Origin of the sequence: Gillisia sp. CAL575 (genome assembly GCF_000403785.1) — a bacterium.
Taxonomy (GTDB): Bacteria; Bacteroidota; Bacteroidia; order Flavobacteriales; family Flavobacteriaceae; genus Gillisia.
Genome location: NZ_APHJ01000021.1, coordinates 499797 through 518319, shown reverse-complemented (window position 1 = coordinate 518319; position 18523 = coordinate 499797). Strand labels below are relative to the sequence as shown.

The 18523-nt window shown below is 35.0% G+C and carries 19 protein-coding genes; 11 read left to right on the top strand and 8 right to left on the bottom strand.

The features are described from left to right. The first annotated feature begins 3 nt into the window (after positions 1–3). The 5 genes from I130_RS05055 to I130_RS05035 all read left to right on the top strand — a co-directional run bounded on the left by I130_RS05055 (position 4) and on the right by I130_RS05035 (position 7299). Positions 4–966 (top strand): tryptophan 2,3-dioxygenase family protein, encoded by a 963-nt coding sequence (locus I130_RS05055; protein ID WP_034920103.1) that lies wholly within the window; start codon positions 4–6, stop codon positions 964–966. A gap of 8 nt (positions 967–974) precedes the next feature. Beyond that, positions 975–2213 (top strand): peptidoglycan DD-metalloendopeptidase family protein, encoded by a 1239-nt coding sequence (locus I130_RS05050; RefSeq protein ID WP_051119625.1) that lies wholly within the window; start codon positions 975–977, stop codon positions 2211–2213. Position 2214: 1 nt separating this feature from the next. Beyond that, positions 2215–3849, top strand: a complete 1635-nt coding sequence (pgi, locus tag I130_RS05045) for a glucose-6-phosphate isomerase (protein ID WP_034920098.1) — start codon at positions 2215–2217, stop codon at positions 3847–3849. A 186-nt stretch (positions 3850–4035) separates the two neighbouring features. Continuing rightward, complete coding sequence (locus tag I130_RS05040; protein ID WP_034920096.1) at positions 4036–6774, top strand: TonB-dependent receptor; 2739 nt, start codon at positions 4036–4038, stop codon at positions 6772–6774. 87 nt (positions 6775–6861) lie between these two features. Continuing rightward, positions 6862–7299 carry a hypothetical protein gene (locus I130_RS05035; protein ID WP_034920094.1) on the top strand — a complete coding sequence of 146 codons (438 nt, stop codon included), beginning with the start codon at positions 6862–6864 and terminating at the stop codon, positions 7297–7299. A gap of 53 nt (positions 7300–7352) precedes the next feature. Here I130_RS05035 and I130_RS05030 read toward each other — a convergent pair whose 3' ends face one another. The 4 genes from I130_RS05030 to I130_RS05015 all read right to left on the bottom strand — a co-directional run bounded on the left by I130_RS05030 (position 7353) and on the right by I130_RS05015 (position 9850). Then, on the bottom strand, positions 7353–8006 hold the full coding sequence (locus tag I130_RS05030; RefSeq protein ID WP_034920091.1) for an HD domain-containing protein: 654 nt from the start codon (positions 8004–8006) through the stop codon (positions 7353–7355). Positions 8007–8041: 35 nt separating this feature from the next. Next, entirely contained in the window at positions 8042–8773 is a 732-nt protein-coding gene (locus tag I130_RS05025) for a lysophospholipid acyltransferase family protein (protein WP_034920089.1), read from the bottom strand. A 174-nt stretch (positions 8774–8947) separates the two neighbouring features. Then, a complete protein-coding gene (locus tag I130_RS05020; protein ID WP_034920086.1) occupies positions 8948–9325 on the bottom strand; it encodes a hypothetical protein in 378 nt (125 codons plus the stop codon). 114 nt (positions 9326–9439) lie between these two features. Further along, complete coding sequence (locus I130_RS05015; RefSeq protein ID WP_034920083.1) at positions 9440–9850, bottom strand: BrxA/BrxB family bacilliredoxin; 411 nt, start codon at positions 9848–9850, stop codon at positions 9440–9442. Positions 9851–10031: 181 nt separating this feature from the next. Here I130_RS05015 and I130_RS05010 point away from each other — a divergent pair, with 181 nt between their 5' ends. The 5 genes from I130_RS05010 to I130_RS04990 are packed head-to-tail and all read left to right on the top strand — an operon-like array spanning position 10032 to position 13584. Continuing rightward, entirely contained in the window at positions 10032–10763 is a 732-nt protein-coding gene (locus tag I130_RS05010) for a TerB family tellurite resistance protein (protein WP_034920079.1), read from the top strand. Between the two features lie 53 nt (positions 10764–10816). Further along, entirely contained in the window at positions 10817–11629 is an 813-nt protein-coding gene (locus I130_RS05005) for a transporter (RefSeq protein ID WP_232224027.1), read from the top strand. A gap of 9 nt (positions 11630–11638) precedes the next feature. Next, on the top strand, positions 11639–12295 hold the full coding sequence (locus tag I130_RS05000; protein WP_034920072.1) for a metal-dependent transcriptional regulator: 657 nt from the start codon (positions 11639–11641) through the stop codon (positions 12293–12295). Positions 12296–12300: 5 nt separating this feature from the next. Then, entirely contained in the window at positions 12301–13122 is an 822-nt protein-coding gene (locus I130_RS04995) for a ZIP family metal transporter (RefSeq protein ID WP_034920499.1), read from the top strand. Between the two features lie 48 nt (positions 13123–13170). Continuing rightward, positions 13171–13584: a hypothetical protein gene (locus I130_RS04990; protein WP_034920069.1), complete on the top strand. Its 414-nt coding sequence runs from the start codon at positions 13171–13173 to the stop codon at positions 13582–13584. A gap of 4 nt (positions 13585–13588) precedes the next feature. Here the strand turns inward: I130_RS04990 and I130_RS16685 are convergent, their stop codons facing one another. The 4 genes from I130_RS16685 to I130_RS04975 all read right to left on the bottom strand — a co-directional run bounded on the left by I130_RS16685 (position 13589) and on the right by I130_RS04975 (position 16859). After that, on the bottom strand, positions 13589–13738 hold the full coding sequence (locus I130_RS16685) for a hypothetical protein (RefSeq protein ID WP_198012032.1): 150 nt from the start codon (positions 13736–13738) through the stop codon (positions 13589–13591). A 38-nt stretch (positions 13739–13776) separates the two neighbouring features. After that, positions 13777–15876 (bottom strand): ferrous iron transport protein B, encoded by a 2100-nt coding sequence (gene feoB, locus I130_RS04985; RefSeq protein WP_034920067.1) that lies wholly within the window; start codon positions 15874–15876, stop codon positions 13777–13779. 4 nt (positions 15877–15880) lie between these two features. Beyond that, positions 15881–16108 carry a ferrous iron transport protein A gene (locus I130_RS04980; protein ID WP_026837059.1) on the bottom strand — a complete coding sequence of 76 codons (228 nt, stop codon included), beginning with the start codon at positions 16106–16108 and terminating at the stop codon, positions 15881–15883. An 82-nt stretch (positions 16109–16190) separates the two neighbouring features. Further along, the gene (locus I130_RS04975) at positions 16191–16859 is read right to left on the bottom strand and encodes an SCO family protein (protein WP_034920066.1); all 669 of its coding nucleotides are present in this window, start codon (positions 16857–16859) and stop codon (positions 16191–16193) included. Positions 16860–17014: 155 nt separating this feature from the next. Here I130_RS04975 and rseP point away from each other — a divergent pair, with 155 nt between their 5' ends. Beyond that, positions 17015–18331: an RIP metalloprotease RseP gene (gene rseP, locus I130_RS04970; protein WP_034920065.1), complete on the top strand. Its 1317-nt coding sequence runs from the start codon at positions 17015–17017 to the stop codon at positions 18329–18331. Positions 18332–18523 lie beyond the last annotated feature (192 nt).

The following is an 18523-nucleotide window of genomic DNA, read 5'->3' as shown; positions in this document are numbered from 1 at the left end:
AGAATGAACGAAATTAAACCCGAGATTGCTGAAAGAATTTTATTGCTTGAAGAAAAATTCAAGAATTCTGGTCAGGATATGGGTTCTTATCTAGATGGGCTTTTGTATGATAAATACCTTACCTATTGGGATTATATTGGTTTAGATACCTTATTAAGCTTACAAAATCCAAAAACTCATTTTCCAGACGAGGAAATATTTGTCACTTACCACCAAATTACGGAGTTATATTTTAAGCTGATTTTACATGAGCAAAAGCAAATTATTGCTGAGGTAAATCTAACTGCAGCTTATTTTATTGAAAAAGTAACTCGCCTTAATAGGTATGTTCGAATTCTTATAAATTCTTTTGATGTAATGATCAAGGGGATGGAGCGAGAGCAATTCCTTCAGTTTAGAATGGCTTTATTGCCAGCGAGCGGATTTCAATCTGCACAATTTCGAATGATAGAGATCAATGCAACTCCGCTTCAGCACTTAATTCCTTTTAAAGAGCGTCATAATTTTTCTTCAGAAAATAATATTGAAGAACTTTACGAGAATATTTATTGGAAAAAAGGCGGAATAGATCTTTCTACAGGCGAAAAAACACTTACACTAAAACAGTTTGAACTCAGGTATACGCCAAGGTTTTTGAGAATTGCGAATGAGGTGAAGGGAAATACCTTATATCATAAATACCTGCAACTTCCAGAGGAAGAAAAAAACAATTCACTATTAATTGAAGGTTTGCGCAACTTTGATACAAACATTAATATTAATTGGTTGTTAATGCACATGGGTGCAGCACACAGATATCTCAATAAGGATAATAAGACCATTTCTGCCACGGGTGGAACAAACTGGAAAGAATTTTTACCGCCTAGCTTTCAGAAAAACAGCTTTTTTCCGAACTTATGGAGTGAGGAAGAATTTGAAAACTGGGGAAAAGAATGGGTAACACATATGTTTAATTCACAAAAATAGCATTGAATTTGAAGAATATAAAATACTTGCTTTTATTAGTGGTTTTATTTACCGCGTGCAAGAAGGAAGATGATAGTAATAAGGAAATAAGTGAGGTTAAGGTTAAAGAAGTGGTTCCAGTAATAGAGGAATATGGATTCGTTCTTAATGATTACGATGTTGTTAGGGATACCATTCGTTCTGGGGATAGTTTTGGTGAGCTTTTAGACAACCAAGGTGTAAGCAGAGCTAAAGTTTATGAAATCACAGAGCAGGTTAGCAACGAAACTTTTAATCCAACAAGGTTAGTGGTTGGGAAGCCCTATGTTATTTTGAAAGCTAAAGACTCGGTAGGTACTCCAGAATACTTTATTTATGAAAATGATAAGATTGATTATACCGTTGTAAATATTGGAAAAAACATTGCAGCATTCAAATCTCAAAAGCCGGTTACAATAAAACGAAAAACCGTTTCTGGTGTTATTGTTAGTAGTCTTTCAGAAGCGATTTCAAATCAAGGATTAAGCGTTCTCTTGTCCCATGAATTAAGTAGCATCTACCAATGGAGTATAGATTTTTGGAAGCTGCAGAAAGGTGATCAATTTAAAATGGTCTATAATGAGCGTTTTATCAATGATAGTATATATGCAGGAATAGAAAGTATAGAAGGTGCGGTCTTCGTTCATCAAGGAAAACCTTATTATGCATTTGATTATATGGCAGATCCAGAAAAAGGAGAGTCAGATTTTTATGATGAGGAAGCAAGACCATTGCAGAGTTTCTTCTTAAAAGCGCCATTAAATTTTAGTAGAATTTCTTCAAGATTTTCAGGAAATAGATATCATCCTGTTCAGAAAAGATGGAAAGCACATAAAGGAACAGATTATGCTGCGCCACATGGAACTCCAATCTGGTCTACAGCCAACGGAACTGTGATCGCTTCTAGTTACACAGGGGGTAATGGTAACTACGTTAAGGTGAAACATAATGATACCTATACCACACAATATCTTCATATGTCCAAACGAAATGTTAGGGTTGGACAACGAGTAAAACAAGGCGATGTTATAGGATATGTGGGAAGTACTGGACTTGCAACAGGTCCTCATGTTTGTTATAGATTTTGGGTTCGCGGAAAGCAAGTAGATCCTTTTCGTCAAAATTTACCTGCTGCAGAGCCTATCGCAGATAATTTAAAAGAAGATTATTTTGCTTCAATAAAATTGACCAAAACAAAATTAGATAAAATTCCATTCAAAGAAATTTAGTATGCTGAACATAGATCCTACCACCACACTTGCATGGAAAAAATTGCAAGAACATTTTGAAGAGATAAAAGAGGTAGAAATGAAGCAGCTTTTTGCTGAGGAGCCTCAAAGATTCAATGATTTTAGTATTCATTGGGAGGATTTTTTAGTCGATTTCAGTAAGAATAGAATTACTAAAGAGACTCAGGAAATTTTATTAGAACTTGCTGAGGAATGCGGTTTAGATAAAGCTATTGAATCTTATTTTGGTGGTGAGAGCATAAATAGAACCGAAAATAGACCAGTATTGCATACTGCTTTGAGAGCAAAAGAGTCTGATAGGGTGCTTGTTGAGGGAGAGAATGTTATTCCTGAAATTTTTGAGGTTAAAGCTAAAATGCAAGCATTTTCTGATGCTATTATTTCTGGGAGTAAAAAAGGATATTCTGGTTTAGTATTTACAGATGTGGTGAATATTGGAATTGGAGGTTCAGATCTTGGACCTGCAATGCTTACCGAGGCTTTAAAATTCTATAAGAATCATCTTAATGTACATTATATTTCTAATGTAGATGGAGACCATGTGCATGAAACTTTAAAGCCCTTAAATCCAGAAACTACTTTATTTGTAATTGCATCTAAGACTTTTACTACTCAAGAAACCTTAAGCAACGCGATCACTTCCAGAAAATGGTTTTTAAAGTCTGCATCGCAAGAAGCTGTTCAAAAACATTTTGTTGCAGTTTCATCCAATGTTTCCAAAGTGAAGGGCTTCGGAATTGCAGAAGAAAATATTTTCCCTATGTGGGAATGGGTTGGAGGTAGATTCTCTTTATGGAGTGCTGTAGGATTATCTGTAAGCTTAGCAGTAGGTTTTCAAAATTTTAATGAGTTGTTAGAAGGAGCAAATAAAATGGATCTTCATTTTAAAAATGAACCTTTTACAAAGAATATTCCCGTACAACTCGCATTATTAAGTGTATGGTATAATAATTTTTTCAAAGCCGAGAGCGAAGCTGTAATCCCTTACACGCAATATCTTCAAAAATTGCCGAGTTATCTTCAGCAGGCAATCATGGAAAGCAATGGAAAAAGTGTAGACAGAAATGGGAATCCTGTAACTTATGAAACCGGGAATATTATTTGGGGAGAACCGGGCACTAATTCCCAGCATGCCTTTTTTCAATTGATACATCAAGGTACTAAATTGATTCCTGCAGATTTTATTGGTTATAAACAATCTTTATTTGGTGATAAGGAGCATCATGATAAATTGATGGCCAATTATTTTGCTCAAACAGAAGCACTTCTAAAGGGTAAAACTGAAGATGAGGTTAAAACAGAATTAACTAATCAAGGAATTAGTTCAGAAGAAATTAAAAAACTGGTTCCGTTTAAAGTATTCGAAGGTAATAAACCTACTACCTCGCTTTTAATAGATAAATTAACTCCAATGAGTTTAGGGGAATTAATTGCGATGTATGAACATAAGATCTTTATTCAGGGTGTTATCTGGAATATATTTAGTTATGATCAATGGGGAGTGGAGTTAGGAAAGCAATTAGCATCCAAAATCCTTACCGAAATTGAGACGTCTAAGGTCTCAAATCATGATAATTCTACAAATAAACTGTTAAAATTTTATTTAAAATCATAGCTTTCTTGTTGTTAATAAATCGTTAATAGGTTTAAGCGCTTCACTGGTAATCATTTGTGTAAAAATGTTATGTTTGTTGCGGGTAAATGTTAAATTCTGAAATCTTAACATTAAGTTAAAGTAGGTTTTCTAGAAAATGACGTTTTTTGCCGCGAATTATAAACTAATACACAAACAATTTAAAGCATGAGGAGATTATTAGCATTAGCCTTGTTTTTAACAACAGCTACAATTTTTGCTCAAGGAACCCTTACCGGTACGGTAATGGATTCTGAAATGAATGCCCCACTACCAGGCGCAACTGTCATGGTAGTAGGAACTAACAGTGGAACTACTACAGATTTTGATGGTAAGTTTTCTTTAAATGTTCAAGCTACTTCAGGAACTATTCAAATTAGCTTTATTGGTTTTGAAAAGAAGACTATGAAGTTTACACTAGCAAGCGGTGAAACAAAAAGCTTAGGTAGTATTGCATTAGGTACAGATGCTAATGCTCTTTCAGAAGTTATTGTAACTGGAATTGCAGATTTAGCAAAGGACCGTCAAACTCCAGTTGCTGTTTCTACTATTAGAGCGGAAGTGATTCAAGAAAAATTAGGAAACCAAGAATTTCCTGAAATTTTGAGTACTACTCCTTCTATCTACGCTACTAAACAAGGTGGTGGTTACGGAGATTCGCGTATTACAATTCGTGGGTTCGATACTCAAAACTCTGCAGTTATGATTAACGGTATACCTGTTAACGACATGGAAAATGGAGCTGTATATTGGAGTAACTGGGCTGGTTTAAGCGATGTTACTACTGCAATACAAGTTCAACGTGGATTAGGTTCTTCTAAATTAGCTGTTTCTTCTGTAGGTGGTACTATTAACGTAGTAACCAGATCTGCAGATAAAGCAGAAGGTGGAATGGTAAAAGCATCTATTGGAAACGATGGATATTTAAAAACTCTAGCTTCTTATAATACAGGCTTGGGAGATAATGGATTATCTGCATCTTTTTTATTAAGCCGTACTTCTGGGGATGGTTATGTTAATGGGACAGAATTTGAAGGTTACAACTATTATATTGGTGTTGGTTATAAAGCTAACGAAAACCATGAGTTCAACTTCATGCTAACAGGTGCACCGCAACAGCACAATCAAAGAGGGTTTTTTACAAGTCTTGGAAGCTATCTTAAATATGGTAAAGATGGAGAGCCAAATGAAAAGTACAATCCAGATTTTGGATATAGAAATGGTGAAGAATTTACTTTTGCTGGAAACTTCTATCACAAACCAGTAACTTCGTTAAACTGGGAATGGAATGTTTCAGATAAATCAAAATTATCTACTTCAGCTTACGCCTCTTTTGGTCGTGGTGGTTCTATAGGTTCTATTGGTAGAATTAATGGGAATCAATCTTTTAGATTGCCATTAACAGAGGATGGTTTACTTCCAATTGACGATATCGTTGCGTGGAATTCTGGTCAAGATGTTCCTTCTTTAGGAGATCCAAGAGAAACTTATTCTGGGGAAGGTGTTTACCAAGGACAATATGTAAATAGTGGTAATGACGATCGAAGTGCAGAAAATGGAATGTCACAGCGTTCTTCTGTAAACTCTCATAACTGGTTTGGAATTATCTCAAATTATTCTACTGAGTTAAATGAAAATCTAACTTTAGATTTTGGAGCAGATTTACGTTCTTATAAAGGATTTCATTACAGAAGGTTAGTAGATCTAATGGGTGGAGATGTTTACGTTTCTAATGCAGACGATAACAACGCGAATCGCTTTTTAACTGAAACTTATGAGCCAACAGTTGGGAATACTTTAAATGTATTTAAAAGTATAGATGACGAGGAAAAAATTGACTACTATAATGAAGGTCTTGTAAGATGGGCTGGAGTTTTTGGTCAGTTAGAATATACTAAAGACAAAGTTTCTGCTTTCGTTCAAGGATCTATATCTAATCAAGGATTTAAGAGAATTGATTATTTTGGAGAAGCTCCTGCAAATCAGGAAACAGATTGGGAAAACATCATTGGTGGTAACATTAAAGGGGGTCTTAACTATAATATAGATGAGAATCATAATGTTTTTGGAAATATTGGATACTATTCTAAACAACCTTTATTTGATGCAGTTTATCCTGATAACAGAAATAATTTGAATCCAAATCTTAAGAATGAACAAGTATTTGGAGTAGAGTTAGGATACGGTTTCCGTTCTCAATTCTTCAATGCAAATGTGAATCTTTATAGAACTTCATGGGCAGATAGATTTGAATCAACTTCTGCAACATTCTTTAGAGGAACACCAGAAGAGATTAGAGGTAGTGCAAACATCCAAGGTATTACGCAAGTACACCAAGGTATAGAATTTGACTTTTACGGAAGAGTAGGAAACAAATTTAAATGGAATGCAATGCTTTCTGTAGGAGATTGGGAGTATAAAGATGATGTACAGGCTAATTTCGTTGATGACAGTCAAGATCCAATTCCAGGTGTAGAGGCAGGTATTCTTAGCTTAGACGGAGTAAAAGTTGGAAACGCTGCACAATTTACAGCAAGTGCAGGTGCCGATTATGAAATTATCAACAACCTTAAGGTAGATGCTACTTATAGATTTGCAGATAATTTATATGCAGATTACGATGCGCCAGCTGCATTAGATAATCCAGATTTTGATGTTTTTGAATTACCTTCTTTTGGATTATTAGATCTAGGTGTTTCTTATGGTTTAGACTTAGGAGAAAATAGATTAGGTTTCAGAGTGAATGTAAATAACGTTACAGATAACATCTACATTTCTGAATCTAATACTAATATTTTAGTAGGAGAAAGAGCAGATGATGTAAGTTATGATGGTGTAAATACTAGAAATAACGTATTCTTCGGATGGGGAAGAACTTGGAATGCTTCAGTAAGTTATAATTTCTAAATTTTTTAGAATACAATATTTAAAATCGCCTTGGGAAACCAAGGCGATTTTTTTATTTAATACTATATTTACCTAAAATCATTATTTATGTACGAAACTATTCAATTTATACACTCTTACTGGGCATATTTAGTGCTTATTGTTCTTGTAGTGGCATCTATCAATTCAATTGTTGGTTATGCTTCAAACAAAGAATATGGAGCAACTAATTTTAGAATTGCCTTGTTCACCCTTATAGTGTCGCATTTACAACTGCTTATTGGATTTGTGCTTTATTTTACAACTCCGTACTTTAAAATGTGGAGTGAAGTTGGAATGGGTGGTGTAATGAAGGATTCAGTCCTAAGATTGTATAATGTAGAGCATCCTTTGGTAATGATTATTGCTATTGTTCTTATTACAATGGGTTACTCAAAACACAAAAAGAAACTTACCTCGCAACCAAAATTTAAGATCCTAGCTATATTTTATACGCTGGCATTAATCTTAGTTCTTTCAAGAATTCCTTGGAGTGCTTGGTTGTAGCAGAGAATATTTATATAAAAAAAAGCCTTACTATCTAGTGAGGCTTTTTTATGCTAAGCTTTTCCGTTCCATTCTGCATAGAACTGCTCTAAAAAACCTTGCATATAGTTATGTCGCTTTTCTGCAATTGCCTTCCCGGTCTCTGTATTCATTCGATCTTTCAGCAATAATAGCTTTTCATAAAAATGATTGATGGTTGGAGCGGTAGAGGCTTTATATTCCTCTTTACTCATTTTAAGGTTTGGCTGGATCTCAGGATCATACAAACCTCGTCCTTTAAATCCGCCATAATTAAAGGCCCTTGCTATTCCTATGGCGCCAAGCGCATCCAGTCTATCTGCATCCTGAACAACTGCGAGCTCTTTAGACTGGAACTTTTGGTTGCTGTTTCCGCCTTTAAAGGATATATTCTCAATGATATTAACAACGTGAAGAATCACCTCTTCTGTGACATTCTGAGTGCTTAGAAAGGCTCTAGCTACTTTTGGCCCAACAGTTTCATCTCCATTATGAAATTTAGAGTCGGCAATATCATGAAGTAAGGCGCCCAGCTGTACAATTAAAAGGTTCACCTCCTCTGTATCGGCAATTAACTTGGAATTATTTAAAACTCTAAGAATATGAAACCAATCATGGCCTCCTTCAGCATCTTTTAATGTTTCCTGAACAAAACTAATCGTGTTCTCTATAATTTTTTCTGAAGTCATTCTGCGGAAAATTAAATTTTTTGTAATATATCTAACTATACGATATCTGCGATAATTGTACGCTCTACTTTTGCAATCATGCTATCTACATCCTCCGAATTTGCTGGAATAGGTCTATGAATTTTCATCGTGATTTTATGGCCAATTCCCAAAGGGAAGCTACCGTATTCAAACAACTTCCAGGAATTATTGATGGTTATTGGCACAACCAGAGCATTCGGCATTTTTTTAAGCATAATTTGTAATCCAGTCACCGCAAATTTCTTAGGCTTTCCATCTCTGCTTCGAGTTCCTTCTGGAAATATGACAGCCGAGTGGTTGGTTTTGTTTAAATATTGTGCAAATTTAGCTATGGTTACCACAGCCTGTTTTGGGTTCTTTCTATCTATTAATGCAGATCCACCATGTCTAAGATTATAAGAGATTCCAGGAATTCCTTTTCCCAATTCTTTTTTACTAATGAATTTTGGATAATGCTTTCTTAAATACCATATAATGGGCGGAATGTCATAGAGGCCTTGATGATTAGAAACGAAGATGCAAGGCACATCTGTTGGGATTTTATGTGGATTATCTACTTTGAAAGTTGTTCCTAAAATATTTAGGCAGCGCATTAAAGTAAAATTAAAAACATCTACCGATTTTTTATGAGCCTCCTTACCAATAAAAGTGAAACAGAACCATTGGATCCCGTGAAATACCACCAAGGTTAGAAAGAAAAAAAAGTAAGATATAATGGAAAGAGGATAAGCAAGTATTTTCTTCATCTTTGAATAGAATTGGAACAAAAATACATTTTTATTGAACTATTAAAAACCTTAAATCCTTGTTTTGAAGGTTTAATTATCCGTTGCTATGCTTTAAAGGAGGACTTGAATTAAAAAAGTAATTTTTCTCCCAATCCAATAAATCCATATTTAGCTTTAGATGAAACTCTAGATTTAATTCATTTTTATGCATTTGCCATCTACGCAGTCCATATTTTGGGGTGGAGAAACTATACTGCAGTCACTTATTATTTGGTTTTGTTTGTTGTATAAGGCTTCAGAAGCAGTATAAGTATCAACTAGTTCTTTTAATTTATCTATATCAACTTCAGAAGAAAATATTAGATAGCCTTGGGGACCACCACAGGCTTTGCTTCCATAGGCCAGGTAATTACATTGGGAAGTTTCAGTACAATCTTGATTGTCTATTAATTTGTTGATCTCTTCTAATTGTAACTGAAGGTCTTTTAAGGTTATCTCTTGAACTTCATCGGAATTTTCACAACTTCCTGCCGTGCTAACAACGACTAAAAATAAGATTAGAGCTTTCATCACAATTGATATTTATGAGATTATTGAAGAAAGATACTAAAAAACACCAACAATAAAGAGCATAAAAAAAGCCGATCTTATTAAGATCGGCATGAAATATTTAGAAATTTTGATTTAACAAAATTCGTTGAAAGCACTTGTTAAGTTATCTGCAATCATCTCTGCAGGACGTCCTTCTATATGGTGACGTTCTAACATATGCACTAATTCTCCGTCTTTAAACAATGCCATACATGGTGAAGAAGGAGGAAAAGGGATCATGTAACCACGAGCCTTATCTGTAGCTTCAGAATCTACACCTGCAAATACAGTTACTAAATTGTCTGGAGTTTTGCTATTTTGTAAAGAGATACGAGCTCCTGGGCGTGCGTTAGCAGCAGCACATCCACAAACGGAATTCACAACTACCAAAGTAGTCCCCTTTTTTTCCATAGCCGCGTCAACGTCTGCAACGCTATGTAATTCTTGAAAACCTATATTAGTTAGGTCTTCTCTCATTGGTTTAACTAAATCTGCTGGATACATATATAGAGTTTTTATTATAATTTATAAAGGACAAAGATACAAATTAAGTTTAGCTCTACATATCTCAATTTCCTATATGCTAATAGGTTCTAGTTATAGATATCTAAGATAAGTTTATGAGATATGGTCTCATTTATACCTATTCAAAATAGTATATTTGCCGCTTATCAAGTTGGAATTTATGTTTAAATGGATATTAGCCTTTGTAGGCTATATGTTTTTCAGATACCCAGGAGCAGTACTTGGGTTTATATTAGGAACTGTTATAGATAATTGGAATCGTTCTTCAGGAGGATTTACTTCGGTTTTTAAAACTGAAAATAACTCGGTTTCTCCAGGCGATTTTGAACTGAATCTTCTTTCTTTAGCCTCTCTGGTTATTAAGGCAGATGGGCAAGTGTCACAATCTGAAATGGATTATGTGCGCACCTATTTTGTGCGTGCTTATGGTAAAGAGCGTGCTAATGCTACTTTTCGAACTTTTAATGAAGTAATTAAAAATAGAGAGATCTCTGCACAGCGAATCGGTGTATATCTTCAGCAACGTACCAAATATGAAGTGAGATTACAGATCTTACATTTCTTATTTAGTATTGCGCAGGCAGACGGAAATGTTTCTGATTCTGAATTGTCGCAACTACAATCTATAGCAGGATTTTTAGCATTAAACAATAGGGATTTTGAAAGTATCAAAGCCATGTTCTTTAAAAGTGCAGATAATGCTTATAAAATTTTAGAGATAGAAAAATCTGCCACAGATGCTGAAGTCAAAAAAGCATTTAGAACTATGGCTAAGAAGTATCACCCAGACAAACTTCAGCATATGGATGAAGCTTATCAAAAAGGAGCGCAGGACAAATTCTTGAAAGTTCAGGAAGCTTACGAAAATATTCAAAAGGAAAGAGGGATATAAAACGATAGCCAATACTATAGGTTATTTCGTGGTGATGTATAAAATTTTTAGTCTTGTCTAAAAATAAATTTGCAATCACTGAAATAAATATGCATCTTTGCTGTATGAATATTAAGGCGATCACTATTTTACCGATTTTTATATTTCTTTCTCATCTAGGTTTTGCTCAGCAAGATTCTATTCCGCAGCTTATTACAGATAGGCCGGATGCAACGGAGTCTCCTATTTTGGTGCCCAAAGGTTATCTTCAAATAGAAATGGGTTCGCAGTTTTCTCATGGAGACGCTCAGGAAGATCTAATTTATGGAACAGGATTATTGCGTATTGGAGTACTAGATAATCTGGAAATAAGGCTGGGTTTGGATTATTCCAAATCAACATTCAAACAAACAATTACAGAAGAGGAATTTAACTCTTTTAGTCCATTACTGGTTGGTTTTAAAATTGGAGTTGCTAAAGAGCAGGGAATTCTACCAGAGATAGCGTTGTTAGGACATCTTTCTCTTCCATACACGTCCAAAGCATTAGACAATACAGGTGTAGATATGAGATTTGCATTTAGTCACACACTATCAGAACGATCAGGGATTTCTTATAATCTAGGAGCAGGCTGGGATGGAGATAGTAATGGTCTACAATATATTTATACCGTTTCTTATGGATACAGTATCAATCAAAAATTAGGTTGGTATGGAGAGGTCTATGGGGATTTTCCAGAACACTTAGAAGCAACTCATTATGTAGATAGTGGTTTTACATATTTGCTAGCAAATAATTTTCAATTAGATGCTTATATAGGAACTGCAATAAATAATGATCCTAACCTAATTTTAGGTGCAGGGTTTAGTTATAGAATACCTCATTAATTATAAGATATGTTTAGTCTCTCTGAAGAAAATTATTTAAAAGCGATCTTTCATCTGGAAAGGGCATATCCAACAGGGGTTAGTACCAATGCTTTGGCAGACGAGATGAGCACGAAAGCTTCTTCTGTAACAGATATGATTAAGCGACTCTCTGAGAAGAAATTAGTGGCTTATAAAAAATATCAAGGTGTTAAGCTTAGTAAATCTGGAAGGGAAACCGCAGTAGAAGTTATTAGAAAACACCGTCTTTGGGAAGTGTTTTTGGTAGATAAACTCGGTTTTGCCTGGGATGAAGTTCACGAAGTAGCAGAGCAATTAGAACATATAAAATCTGATAAATTAATTAAAGAACTTGATAGATTTCTAGATTTTCCGAAACGGGATCCTCACGGGGATCCTATTCCGGATTCAGAAGGAAATTTCGCAATCTCAAATAAGGTATTGTTGGCCGAATTGAACAAAGGTGAGTCTGGAATTTGCATAGGGGTAAAAGATTCCTCTCCAGAATTCCTTCAGTATTTAGACAAGAATAACATTGCATTAGGACAGTTAATAGTGATCCTAGAAAAGGAATCTTTTGACCAGTCTATGCTCATAAATTTAAACGGGAGCGAACTTAAAATCTCTAACGTGATTTCAAGTAATTTATACATAAAAACTTCTTAACTATGATGGAGAACATTATTGCTTATTTGGAAGGAATAGATCCAATTTTAGCAGCACTTTACGCAACACTTTTTACATGGGGAGTTACGGCACTAGGGGCCTCATTAGTCTTTTTCTTTAAAAAGATGAATCGGGCTGTTTTTGACGGAATGCTTGGATTTACAGGAGGAGTAATGGTAGCCGCAAGTTTTTGGAGTTTACTGGCTCCAGGAATAGAAATGAGCCCTGGGGAAGGTTTTGAAAAAGTGATTCCCGCAGCAGTCGGATTTTTCTTTGGTGCCTTGTTTATTTTTGGCTTAGATAAAGTGTTGCCACACCTTCATGTAAATTTTAAGATGGACGAAAAGGAAGGTATAAAAACCCCTTGGCACAAATCTGTACTACTAACCTTGGCAATTACCTTACATAATATCCCTGAAGGTCTAGCGATTGGAGTTTTATTTGGTGGAGTAGCAGCAGGCTTTGATGGTGCGACTATTGGTGGGGCTGTAGCTTTAGCAATTGGTATTGGACTACAGAATTTCCCTGAAGGTTTTGCTGTAGCTATGCCTTTAAGAGGTCAAGGTTTAAGCAGGTGGAAAAGTTTTAATTATGGTCAACTTTCTGCGGCTGTAGAGCCAATAGCAGCAGTTTTAGGAGCCTGGGCGGTGATGACCTTTCAGCCAATACTTCCTTATGCTTTGGCATTTGCTGCAGGTGCTATGATCTTTGTAGTGGTAGAAGAAGTAGTTCCAGAATCCCAACGAGATAAATTTACAGATATATCTACAATGGGTTTTATAGGTGGTTTTATACTTATGATGACCTTAGATGTTGGTTTGGGCTAAAATTTGCAACAGCTGGTTTTAAGTACAGTCTTTATTATAAAATTGGTTATGAAATACTTTTTAGTTCTTATGTTTTCTTTAATAATGGGTTCTTTATTTGCTCAAGAAAATGATTCTATAATTAATTATAATGCAGAGATGGATCTTGGAGAAGTATTTTCTTTTGAAAACAAATCTATTCAATTCAAAAAGGTGATCACAGATTCACGATGCCCTAAAGATGTTACCTGTATTTGGGCTGGGGAAGCGAAAGTGTTAATAGCAGTAATGGTGAATGGAAGAGAAGTAGAAGAAAAGATTATAACCTTAGCAGTTAAAAAGGATTTCCAGCTAAGTTTTTTAAATTCAGAAGTAATTTATTCTCTAAATGCTTTGAATCTCTATCCTTATCCTACATCTACTCATAAAATTAAAGAATCCGAATACTGTCTAATAATTCAATTAAATAAAAAACTAGAATAATTAATTAGCTGCAACCACAACCTGAAACGCCACAGGCTTTCTCAGCTTCCTTTTTGCTTTTTAGAAAAGCAGGCTTCCAAACAAATTTTGTGATCACATATCCAACCGCGATCAAAAAGGTGATAAATACTAATATGTTTTGTAATATGTCCATGATACTTATTTAAGTCGGTTTACAATTATAATCTTACATTATTTTAATACTTGAAAAGCGATTAAGGCAACTAGATAAGCAAAGGCGCTCATAATTACTAGTTGTAGTATAGGCCATTTCCAAGTATTTGTTTCTTTTTTCACAATTGCCAAAGTACTCATGCACTGCATGGCAAAAGCATAGAATAGTAATAAGCTTATTCCACTTGCAAAGGTGAACAATGGGCCACCCAATATAGGGTTCACTTCTGCAGCCATTCTATTTTTAATGGTTTCTTCTTCGTCGCTTCCCACACTATAAATTGTTGCTAAGGTTCCAACAAAAACCTCACGTGCTGCAAAGGAACTTACAATTGCAATCCCAATTTTCCAGTCGTAACCTAGTGGTGTAACCGCAGGTTCAATCGCTTTTCCAAGAATTCCTATATAAGAATGCTCCAATTTATAAGAAGCTATTTTTTCTTCTAAATTAGTTTCTGGCTCTTGTTCTGGATTATATTTAGAAGTTACAATTTCTTCAGCATTATTAAAACCATCCCCAGGACCATAACTTGCTAAAACCCATAGTATAATTGAGATTGCAAGTATAATTTTTCCTGCGCCTAATACAAAAGATTTAGTTTTTTCTACCACATTAATCGCCACATTCTTAACCATAGGGAGTTTGTAATTGGGCATTTCAATTACAAAATAACTCTTTGACTTTATATTCAGAATTTTATTGAGAATCCATGCAGAAACAAGTGCTGTTCCAAAACCAATTAGATACAAGATCATTAATGTTAAGCCTTGTAAATTAAAGCCTAGAAAGCTTTCATCTGGGATCACTAACGCAATTATTATTAAATAGACTGGTAAACGCGCAGAGCAGGTTGTAAAGGGAACCACCAAAATAGTAATTAGTCGTTCTTTCCAATTTTCGATGTTCCTAGCGGCCATTACTGCTGGAATTGCACAGGCGGTTCCAGAAACTAAAGGCACTACACTTTTCCCACTAAGTCCAAACCTTCGCATAATCCTATCCATTAGAAAGACAACTCGACTCATATAGCCGCTTTCTTCTAATAAGGATATAAAAAAGAATAAAAATGCGATCTGCGGAATGAAAATTACAATTCCGCCAAGTCCCGGGATAATTCCTTCAGAAATAAGATTTGTAAAAGGCCCTGCAGGCATTATGTTTCTGGTCCATTCGCTTAATGAGGCAAATGTGGTATCTATAAAATCCATTGGGTAGCTGGACCAATTATAGATAGCCTGAAAAATGATCAATAAGACCATAAAAAAGATCACATATCCCCAAACTCGATGGGTTAAGATCCTATCCAATCTAATTCTAAGATCTGTTGCAGATTTAAGATCTACTTTTAGGCCTTCTTTTAATAATCCATTTATAAACTGATACCTTAATATGGTTTCTTTCTGCTGAAGTCTTTTTAGGTCGCTATTGCTTTTAGTGTGAAAACTATTACCGTTATCTAAAGAGTGCCTGTTTACATTACCGAAATTTACATCTTGTGTAATAACCAACCAGAGTTTATATAGGGACTGATTAGGAAATGCCTTTCTTAATCTTTCAAAATATTCTGGATCCATAATGGATGCATGTAGGCAAGGTTCAGTAGAAATCTGACGGTAATTTAGGATCATTTCTTTCAGCTCCTCTATTCCGGTATTTTTTCTGGCACTTACTAATGCGATCTTAGTATTTAACTTGGCTTCTAAAATGCCAATATCCAAGGTAATTCCCTTGCGCACCATCCTATCTGCCATATTAATAACAAGTATGGTAGGGATTTCAAGGTCTTTAATTTGTGTGAAAAGAAGAAGGTTTCTTTTAAGGTTCTCTACATCGCTAACAACTACTGCAACATCTGGGAAATCCCGATCGTTCTTATTCAGTAAAAGTTCTATAACCACATTTTCATCTAAGGAAGATGCATTTAAACTGTAGGTTCCCGGTAGATCTAAAATGTGCGCTTTTAAGCCTCGGGGAAGTTTGCAAACTCCCTCTTTTTTCTCTACCGTTATTCCCGGGTAATTCCCAACTTGTTGGTTTAAGCCAGTAAGTTGATTGAAAACAGAAGTTTTACCGGTATTTGGGTTTCCAATTAACGAAACATTAATCTGTTTCCCCATAGTATTATATTAATTCTATTTCTATAAGCAATGCCGTCTCTTTGCGTATTGCCAAATGGCTCCCGTTAATGTTCAAGTACATAGGATCTCTAAATGGTGCAGTTTGTACCAGCTCGACTAAATTCCCTGGTAAGCAGCCCATTTCCAAGAGCTTCAAAGGAATTTTATCTACGATAAATTCTTTGATTATCCCTCGTTGACCACGCTGTAAATGAGCAACAGTTAGCTTCATTTTTATTTAGATTGATTTTAAACAAGGCAAAAATAGTTTAAAAAATAGTCTTAAAAAAGTTTAGGAAGAAAAAGTATAATCCCTAATATTCAGCTTTCAAAGTTTCAATGTCATTCAAGAGATCATCTATAGCTTTGGCGTTAGTACCATCATAAAAACCTCGAATTCTTTTCTCTTTATCTACTAAGATAAAGTTCTCCGTATGTATCATGTCGTAAGGTCCGCCATCACCATCGGTTTTAGTAGCGAGATAAGACTTTCTTGCTAACTCATAAATTTGTTTTTTATCCCCCGTCACCAGATTCCATTTAGCATCATTCACTCCTTTTTCCAAGGCGTATTTTTTTAGCTGCGGCACGCTATCTGCTACGGGAATTACAGTGTGAGATAGTAATAGTACTTCGGGATCATCTTTTAAACGCTCTTGGATCTCTAACATGTGCCCGGTCATAATAGGGCAAATAGTTAGGCAAGTAGTAAAGAAGAAATCTGCTACGTAAATTTTATCTTTGTAGGTGTCTTGAGTAATAGTTTCGCCATTCTGATTAAGAAGATTGAAGTCGGCAATCTTGTGATATTTTCTTACATATTGAACTGTAGTATCAACTAATTCTGAATTAACCATATCTGGTTGAAATACAGGTAGCTTTTTTTCTGGTTTTAGCAGAGTATATATGCTTGCAATAATTATTATAGACAAAATTGCCATCACTATGGCAAGGGGTTTGTATTTAGAAAAAAACTGAAGCATTATTTATGATTTGATACAAAATTAAAGCCTTCTAACTAAATACATGCAAGGGAAGTACTAAAATTTCTTAAGGGAAGATTTCGCTGGTTATTTATACTTTTTTAGGAGATATTAAAAGGTTACTTTTGTGCGATTTAAAATTTGAAGCAGAGAGAATGGATCCATTTTTAATAAAAGCAATACAATTACTTCTTAGTTTGTCCTTACTAATCGTTTTACACGAGTTCGGACACTTTATACCAGCCAAATTATTTAAAACCCGAGTAGAGAAATTCTATTTATTTTTTGACGTGAAGTTTGCACTTTTCAAGAAAAAAATAGGCGGAACTGAGTATGGTTTAGGTTGGTTACCACTTGGTGGATATGTAAAAATATCTGGAATGATAGACGAGAGTATGGATAAGGAGCAAATGGCTCTTCCTCCAAAGCCTTGGGAGTTTAGAAGTAAGCCGGCTTGGCAACGTCTAATCATAATGTTAGGTGGAGTAACTGTGAATTTGGTTCTAGGATTCCTTATTTATATGATGGTGTTATTTGTTTGGGGAAGCTCTTTTGTAGGCCCAGATGATATGCCTCAAGGTTTCGCTGTCGCAGATGAGTTTAAGGAATTTGGATTTGAGGATGGAGATAGAATACTTTCTGTTAATGGAGAGGAATTCCAAAACAGTGTAGATGTAAATAGATTTTTATTTATGCGTGATGTAAAGAACATCACTGTAATTCACCAATCTGGAGATGAAGAAACAATTTCTATTCCTGAAGATATAGGATCTAAAATGTTTCAAGAAGGGGTAATGCAACCTTTTGTGCCTATTCAAAATGCAGTAATAGATACGGTTGTTGCAGATCTTGCAGCTTCGAAAGCAGGATTAAGAAAAGGAGATAGTTTGATTTCTATAAACAAGCAAGAAATTGGATATTGGCATGAATTAGCTCCAATCACGGCTGATAACAAAGAGAAAGAAATAGAAATAGTTTTTAAAAGGGATGGAGATATTATGAGCCGCATGGTAACTCCAGATGATGAGGGGATGCTTGGAGTTTCTTCAAAACGTGATTTTAATGTACAAACAAAAGAATATGGTCTTGGGGAAAGTATTGAAGAAGGTTTTAGCTATGGCTATTGGACACTTCATGACTACGTAGCGCAATTTAAATATGTATTTACTGCTAAAGGAGCAACTCAGGTAGGTGGTTTTGGAGCAATTGGAGGACTATTTCCAGATGCTTGGGACTGGCAAGGCTTCTGGTTAGCTACGGCTTTAATTTCAATCATATTAGCGTTTATGAATATTTTACCAATTCCTGCATTAGATGGTGGACATGTGGTATTCTTGCTTTATGAAATCATTACAGGGAAGACTCCAAACGAGAAATTCATGGAATATGCTCAAATGCTTGGGTTCTTTATCTTGATTGCACTAGTGTTATTTGCTAATGGAAATGACTTATATCGCTGGTTGTTCGAATAATAGCAACTGGCTAAAATGCAGTCAAAAAAAATTATCAAAAATTCGCAAAAAAAAGTGGATTTTTGTTTTGTAAGCATTTAAAAATTGATTTATATTTGCAACCGCAAAAGAGAAATATTTAAGTCTCTAATGCTGGTCCAGATTAAGAGTTGGGATCTTTGAAAAGAGAACGTTCTTACAGAATTATAAAAT